7 protein-coding genes are annotated in these 6,238 nt (G+C 63.6%); 2 read left to right on the forward strand and 5 right to left on the reverse strand.

What is annotated here, in order from left to right:
• The first annotated feature begins 111 nt into the window (after positions 1-111).
• Positions 112-1,356 carry an NADP-dependent malic enzyme gene (locus VF515_10850; GenBank protein HEX7408129.1) on the forward strand — a complete coding sequence of 415 codons (1,245 nt, stop codon included), beginning with the start codon at positions 112-114 and terminating at the stop codon, positions 1,354-1,356.
• 416 nt (positions 1,357-1,772) lie between these two features.
• Here VF515_10850 and VF515_10855 read toward each other — a convergent pair whose 3' ends face one another.
• Positions 1,773-2,762 carry a nitronate monooxygenase gene (locus VF515_10855; GenBank protein ID HEX7408130.1) on the reverse strand — a complete coding sequence of 330 codons (990 nt, stop codon included), beginning with the start codon at positions 2,760-2,762 and terminating at the stop codon, positions 1,773-1,775.
• Here VF515_10855 and VF515_10860 point away from each other — a divergent pair.
• Positions 2,755-3,303, forward strand: a complete 549-nt coding sequence (locus VF515_10860) for a site-specific integrase (GenBank protein ID HEX7408131.1) — start codon at positions 2,755-2,757, stop codon at positions 3,301-3,303. The genes VF515_10855 and VF515_10860 overlap by 8 nt on opposite strands.
• A gap of 361 nt (positions 3,304-3,664) precedes the next feature.
• Here VF515_10860 and VF515_10865 read toward each other — a convergent pair whose 3' ends face one another.
• The 4 genes from VF515_10865 to VF515_10880 form a co-directional block, all read right to left on the reverse strand.
• The gene (locus VF515_10865) at positions 3,665-4,660 is read right to left on the reverse strand and encodes a radical SAM protein (GenBank protein HEX7408132.1); all 996 of its coding nucleotides are present in this window, start codon (positions 4,658-4,660) and stop codon (positions 3,665-3,667) included.
• A gap of 137 nt (positions 4,661-4,797) precedes the next feature.
• The gene (locus VF515_10870) at positions 4,798-5,226 is read right to left on the reverse strand and encodes a hypothetical protein (GenBank protein ID HEX7408133.1); all 429 of its coding nucleotides are present in this window, start codon (positions 5,224-5,226) and stop codon (positions 4,798-4,800) included.
• A 207-nt stretch (positions 5,227-5,433) separates the two neighbouring features.
• Positions 5,434-5,622, reverse strand: a complete 189-nt coding sequence (locus tag VF515_10875; GenBank protein ID HEX7408134.1) for a recombinase family protein — start codon at positions 5,620-5,622, stop codon at positions 5,434-5,436.
• Between the two features lie 40 nt (positions 5,623-5,662).
• Positions 5,663-6,019, reverse strand: a complete 357-nt coding sequence (locus VF515_10880) for a recombinase family protein (protein ID HEX7408135.1) — start codon at positions 6,017-6,019, stop codon at positions 5,663-5,665.
• Positions 6,020-6,238 lie beyond the last annotated feature (219 nt).

The raw sequence follows: 6,238 nt of genomic DNA on the forward strand, positions 1-6,238 counted from the left end.
TGCCCAACCGGTCACCCGCATTCTTCTTGGCGATTCGTCAAACCCACTTGCGTCTGCAGCGACAACCCGGCAAGGTTCTTACTCCGACAACTTTGATTAAGGAATGTGCCAGTGGACAACCTCGACGAGGAATCTGTTGCCCTCCACGCACGGCTGCACGGCAAGCTGGAGGTGAAAAGCAAAGTTGCGCTCAAGACGCGCAAGGATCTGAGCCTGGCCTACACACCGGGCGTGGCGCAGGTGTGCCTGGAGATCGCCAAGACGCCCGCCCGGGTCTTCGAGTTGACGATCAAGCGTAACACCGTGGCCGTGGTCTCCGACGGCTCAGCCATTCTCGGTCTCGGCAACTTGGGGGCCATGGCTGCGCTGCCGGTCATGGAAGGCAAAGCGGTGCTGTTCAAGGAGTTCGCCAACGTCGATGCCTTTCCGATCTGTCTCGACACCCAGGACCCCGACGAGATCGTCAACATCGTGCGCGCCATCGCGCCGGTGTTCGGCGGGATCAACTTGGAGGACATCTCGGCGCCGCGCTGCTTCGACATCGAAGCGCAGCTCCAGGATCTCGGCATCCCGGTCTTCCACGACGATCAGCACGGGACCGCGATCGTCGTGCTCGCGGCCTTACTCAATGCCGTCAAGGTAACCGGAAAGAACCTGGGCGAATGCACGCTGGTATTCAGCGGCAGTGGCGCAGCAGCCATGGCGTGTGCGCGGCTCGTTCGCAGCTATGGAGCCAGCGGCATGTGCCCGATGATTGGCGACATCATCCTCTGCGATTCGAAGGGCATCGTACATCGCGGCCGCACCGACTTGAACCCGCACAAGCGTGAGCTCGCCGAGCGCACCAACCGTACCGGACGCGTCGGCGGGCTCAATGAAGCACTGCGCGGCGCCGACATCTTCATTGGGCTCTCGCAGCCGAAGCTGGTCACGCCGGCGATGGTGCGAACCATGAACCAACACCCGATCGTGTTCGCCATGGCCAACCCCATCCCGGAGATCATGCCCGATGCCGCCCGCGAGGGCGGCGCCATTGTCGTCGGCACTGGACGGAGTGACTATTCGAATCAGATCAACAACGTGCTGGCGTTCCCGGGTGTGTTTCGCGGCGCCCTCGATGCGGCGGCGACGGTGATCAACGAAGACATGAAAGCCGCTGCGGCCGAAGCGTTGGCGGCGGCGGTGATCGAGCCCACGCCCGAACGCATTCTGCCCGACCCGCTGGACAAGGCGCTCGCGTACCGCATTGGCGACGCCGTTGCCGCCGCCGCCCGGCGCACCGGCGTGTGCCGCGCGGAGCGGCCGCGTCTCCGGGAAGATCCCGCCGCACGGCTGTCGGTGGCACCAACGGGTTGAGCGCGGACCCCGCTCACTCCGGCCCTGCATGGGCCGCGGACGAAGTCGCTCGGAAATCGTTACCGTCGCCCGCGGCGAGGACGAGCTTGGTTGTGTCGAACCGTCCGTGTCACCGGCTAGAAGCGTTCTTTTGTTTCAGGTCGCGATGCTTCGACTGTGGAGATTTGTCGCCCACGCATGCCTCCGTTCGATGGCGAAGGGTGGCCGTCGGCCGCCAGTCACGGCCAGATCAGCTACCTTAATCAGCACACCCGGGTCCGGCGGTGGACCCCTTGTGCCCGGAAGCGATTACGCAACACAGTACAAGAAGCAATAACCAGAACTCTCAAGCGTGAAGGAACGACGAGGTGTTGGATCATGCCGCATGAGGCGTCACAGACAGCTTTGCGTCACCTGCGGCAGAACCAACGCGACAATCAGGCAGGGCTCATGAGCAGCCGTACAGCCTCGGCCGCAGGAACGACACTGTGGATCGAGCCTGCCGTCTCGCCGGCGTACAACGGCGCCACCTCGAGCACGCTCTCCGGGTGCCCGATCAGCGGAGCGGTAGGTCCATAGAGCGGGAGCGAAAGGCGCTGCCGCGGCGTCGTGAGCGCACCGGCATCCACCGGCATGAGCTTGCCCACGAGGCGGCTCACCTGATGCACCTGCCGGGCCCACCACGGACCTCGTGCATCATGCGCGCACCAGCGCTCGGTCGCCGCGTTGGGAACCACGCGGTGACGCGCCGGCCAGCCCAGGCCGAACAGCTCGGTCTCGAGCGTCCGCGTCGCGCCCAGCACTCTGCGCTTATACGCAGGGTGGGCTCGGCATTCGTCGGTCAGCAGGAACCGGGTCCCCGCCACAGCTCCCGCGGCGCCGGCACGCAGCGCAGCCTGCACGTCGGCAGCCGTCGCAATGCCGCCGGCAAGGAAGACGGGCTTGCCCTCGGCGACTTCGAGCGCCTTGCGCAGAAACTCGTGCCCCGGCTCGACACCGAGCAGATGCCCGCCCGCTTCGCGTCCCTGCGCGATGAGGCCGTCGGCTCCGTCGGCCAGCGCGCGCCGCGCTTCGGCCACGGTGCCGACCTGGTGAAACACGGCGATCCCTGAGGCACGAAACTGCCGCACGATTTCCCGATCAAAGCCGAAGAAGAGCACCGCAACGGCCGCCTTGCCTTGGATGCAAGCGGCGACGTGCTGGCGGCGCGTGAATGGGAGCAGCAGGTTCACGGCGATCGGCTTGCCGGGCGCGAGCTGGCGCGCCCGCTGCAATTCATCGAGCATCCGCCCCGGTGAACGGATGCCGATGGTTCCCAGGGCGCCGGCACCGGATACCGCCGCCGCCAGATCGGCCGTGGAGAGCCCGCCACCCAAACCCGCCTGGAACAGCGGGTGCTCGAGACCCAAGCGGTCAAGGATGTCCATAGGCTGCTTCTATCACCGAGCCCATTCCAATCCAAAGCTGCTCGTCCATGTTGGCTGCCGAGCCGATCCCGCCAGAGTTGGCTTGCTGCTGGCGCTCACAGGCTGTCGACGCGGAGAGGTGCTGGCATTGCGATGGGAAGACGTCGACCTTGAGGGCGGAGTGTTGCGACTGCCCGACGCCAAGGCGGGCGCCCGCACAGTCGCGCTGGGTGCGTCAGCCGCTACCCTACTGGCCGAGTTGCCACGCAACGGCAAGCATGTCGTTCACAGTGCATTTTCATCGGACCGGCCGCTGTCCTGCTCGGCGCTGGAAGACGCATGGGACCGCATTCGTACAAGCGCCAAGATTCCCGACGCGCGGCTGCACGACCTGCGTCACACCGTCGGGACCTACGGCGGGCAAGCTGGGCTGAACGCGTTCATGGTGCGTGACCTGCTCGGACACAAAACGCTGGCGATGACCGGGCGCTATGTGCAGCGCGACTTGATCCGCTGCGGGCCGCCGCAGATCAAGTCGCAGGACGGATCGCCGCCGCGATGAGCAGCGATATTGAGACGGAACCGCAAGGCAACAAAAGCAGCTAAGGGAAGGAGGCCCACGCCACACACGGCTGATTTCCCCATGGTTTCCCGCATTCGGTGCACTCTGACGAAAGAGTGGCGGGCGTGGTGTTTTGGAGCGCTGCTTTTTCGGACGTGCCCGGTTCCCGGAAATCGTCGAACAACGCTGCTGGCCTCAGCGCTTTTCGCCAAAAGGACGGCCGGGCACACCAGGCCTTAGCAGATAAAATTACATGGATTTGCCTGGTGCCCTAGGTAGGCAGGTTGATTATTTGAGTGGTGGGGGGATGCCTGGGAGGATATGGAGAGGGGGGGAAGATCGCCTCGTGCCCTTAGCCTCCCTATTCCTTGAGCGTCGCGCTCTCTTTCCTCACGCTGTGACTGATGGCGCAGTAGCGGTTGCAGCGACTCATCCGCTGTCGCAGCCGGTCACAACTTTCCCAGAAACGCCTCAAGTCTCCCGGCTGCACGAGTTGAAAGGCAGGGAATCCAGGATAGAAACACAGCCGCGTACGTCCCCATAAGTCCACCATGATGTTTCGCTCATAGGAATTGCAGATATGCTCTTCTGTTCCCTTCCCTCTTCGCCACCCCAAGCGTATCCACCCGTTTTTTCGGATCGAGCGATGATACATCTTGACCTGCTCCAGCCACACGGGGTTGATGCGCAGACCATATTTCTCGTCGCATACGCGAATGATCCGCGCGAGTTCCTCCTCGTCTCGTATGACGTTTTGATCGAAAAACCGATCCTGATACCACGCGGTCGGCGGCCCGAAGGTTGGCTGGAGGAAGTTCAGCTTCAGCTTATCCGCACCGATATCGTTCAATACAAAGTCGTAGAACGCATTAAGATCCCGGTAGTTGCGTTCACAGATGACAGCCATGGCAAGTATCTTGGGGCCACGACCGTTCCGGCTTCGCGATTCCAAGAGCAATCTCAGGGCACCCACGGCCTTGTCGAAAGAACCCACAACGCCGCGCGTTTCATCGTGTACCTCCGGGTGATGACTGTTCAAGCTTACCGTGATCTCCGTAGGCCCCTCCTCGATCATGCGATCGGCCATCTCCGTCGTTGTGAGCCTCGTCCCGTTGATGACCGAAAAGCAGCGCAGGCCGCTTTCCGCGCACTTGGACGTCACGGCAAAATACCGGTCGGGGTCCAGCATACTCTCCCCGCCGCAGATGACGACTGCCCCTTTGTCGTTCATCCCGGCAAACTCCTGAATGATCTCGTTCCGGCGCTCGATCGAGATGTGTGTCGACGGGTCGCCCTGCTTCGCCTTCCAATACATGCAGTGCTGGCAACGGAGGTTGCACCGCCGATTGACGTCCACGAAGAGGAACTGCGGTGCCGGACGTGCGAGCCTTTTCGTTGATAGGCTCAGGTTTTCCTCCTAACCGCACGCCCCGGGGTCATGCTCCTCGCAGCTTCCACCATAGGGTACCAGGCAAATTGATGTAGAAATACACGCTAAGGGAAGGACGCCTCCGCCATCCCTTTTTCAGCGCCCCCTGCCGCGAAGCCAATTTGGGCGCACCGCTCCGCGCAACCGCCGCTGTCCCCTGAGGAATGGACCTTTCCATCACTGCCCCTTCCAATGGAATGCGCCTCAACGGAGCTCCCGCCGGCTCGCACGCCTGCGCCCGGCGGGCCTAACTTGGCGCCAGCATTCTTGAGAAGTTGTACGACCTCCTGGTGGCCCTTCTGCGAGGCCAGCATCAATGCCGTGACGCCATCGCCCGCCTTGGCGGCGAGCAGCCAGGCGACGCGAGCAGCACCGCACACAGAATGGCGGCCCAGAGATTGCGCTTCATTTGCCAGCCCCCCCCTTCGGGCCTGCCAGTTACCACGGATTACCGAACCGCACCAACGACAGACACGGCGCCGGCTTGTTACCACGGGAACCCACGGTAACAGCCTTCAGTTTCTTGGCGTCGCTGACATACTGTCGATTCGCTCCGAACTGCTCCGCAACACGCTCGGTGGCATCCCCAGCAGTCCGCCTTGGGGCGGGTACCGCTGTCAACCACCAGTCGGTACCTGACAGGTTCCCCACCCGTTCCCGGCCCGGCCGGCAGCCCAATGCAACCCGCGTCTCATGTGTGCTCATGCGTTGCCGGCGTCCGCAACGCCACTCCGACGCCGCACTACAATTTGTCGCACCGTCTCCGGCGCCCACGGTTTGCCGGTGCGGCTCGGGTGCCCTTCGGCATTCAGCGGCTCGGCAATCGCCGCGAAGCTGAGGCGGTCCCCACCGCGCGACTTGCGGCGTAGCGTGTGAATTAGCGCCACCACGTCGGCCTCACCCGGTCGCGTGCCGTAGGGCTTGCGGCGCTCACAGCGGCCCGTAGCGCGACGCTGACGGACGCGCGCGGCTTTCCAGCTTGGACACGATCACGGCCTTTTCAAACTGCGCCACCGCTCCGAGTACCTGGCGAATCAACGTGCGGGTCGGGTCATCGTCGCCGACCGTCAGCTCGGTTCCGCCGTCCGCAGCAATGACGCGCACGCCCAACTCGCGAAACTGGTTCAGGATCAGCTCGCCCACGATCAGGTCACGCGCCAGCCGGTCCGCGCGCTCGATGAGCACCACGCGCACGCCGTTCGAGCGAATGCGCGCGAGTAGGTCGGAGAGCCCCTCGCGGTCGTTGAGGTCTTTGGTCCCGCTCACGCCTTCGTCGCGGTACCCTATTGTACCTTGACGCCATCTCGCTCAGCCGATAATTGAGCGGCCCGGGGCTGCGCACGCATCCCAGGAAGGGGGGCTTATAGTGACGGCTGCCACGTTGAGGCGAAGGATTCCAACCGTACTGGCGCTCGTTTCGATTCTCCCTGTAATGGGGTGCGGACTGCGGTCAGCCAACTCGCGGCTCATCAGCTTGCTGCGGGAGACTTCCGATACACAGCGGCT

This window comes from Candidatus Binatia bacterium (assembly GCA_036382395.1).
Lineage (GTDB): Bacteria > Desulfobacterota > Binatia > HRBIN30 > HRBIN30 > JAGDMS01.

Excerpts from the sequence above, each read along its gene's own strand:
- VF515_10855 (HEX7408130.1), bottom strand. The coding sequence starts at position 2,762 with ATGGACATCCTTGACCGCTTGGGTCTCGAGCACCCGCTGTTCCAGGCG.
- VF515_10860 (HEX7408131.1), top strand. The coding sequence starts at position 2,755 with ATGTCCATAGGCTGCTTCTATCACCGAGCCCATTCCAATCCAAAGCTG.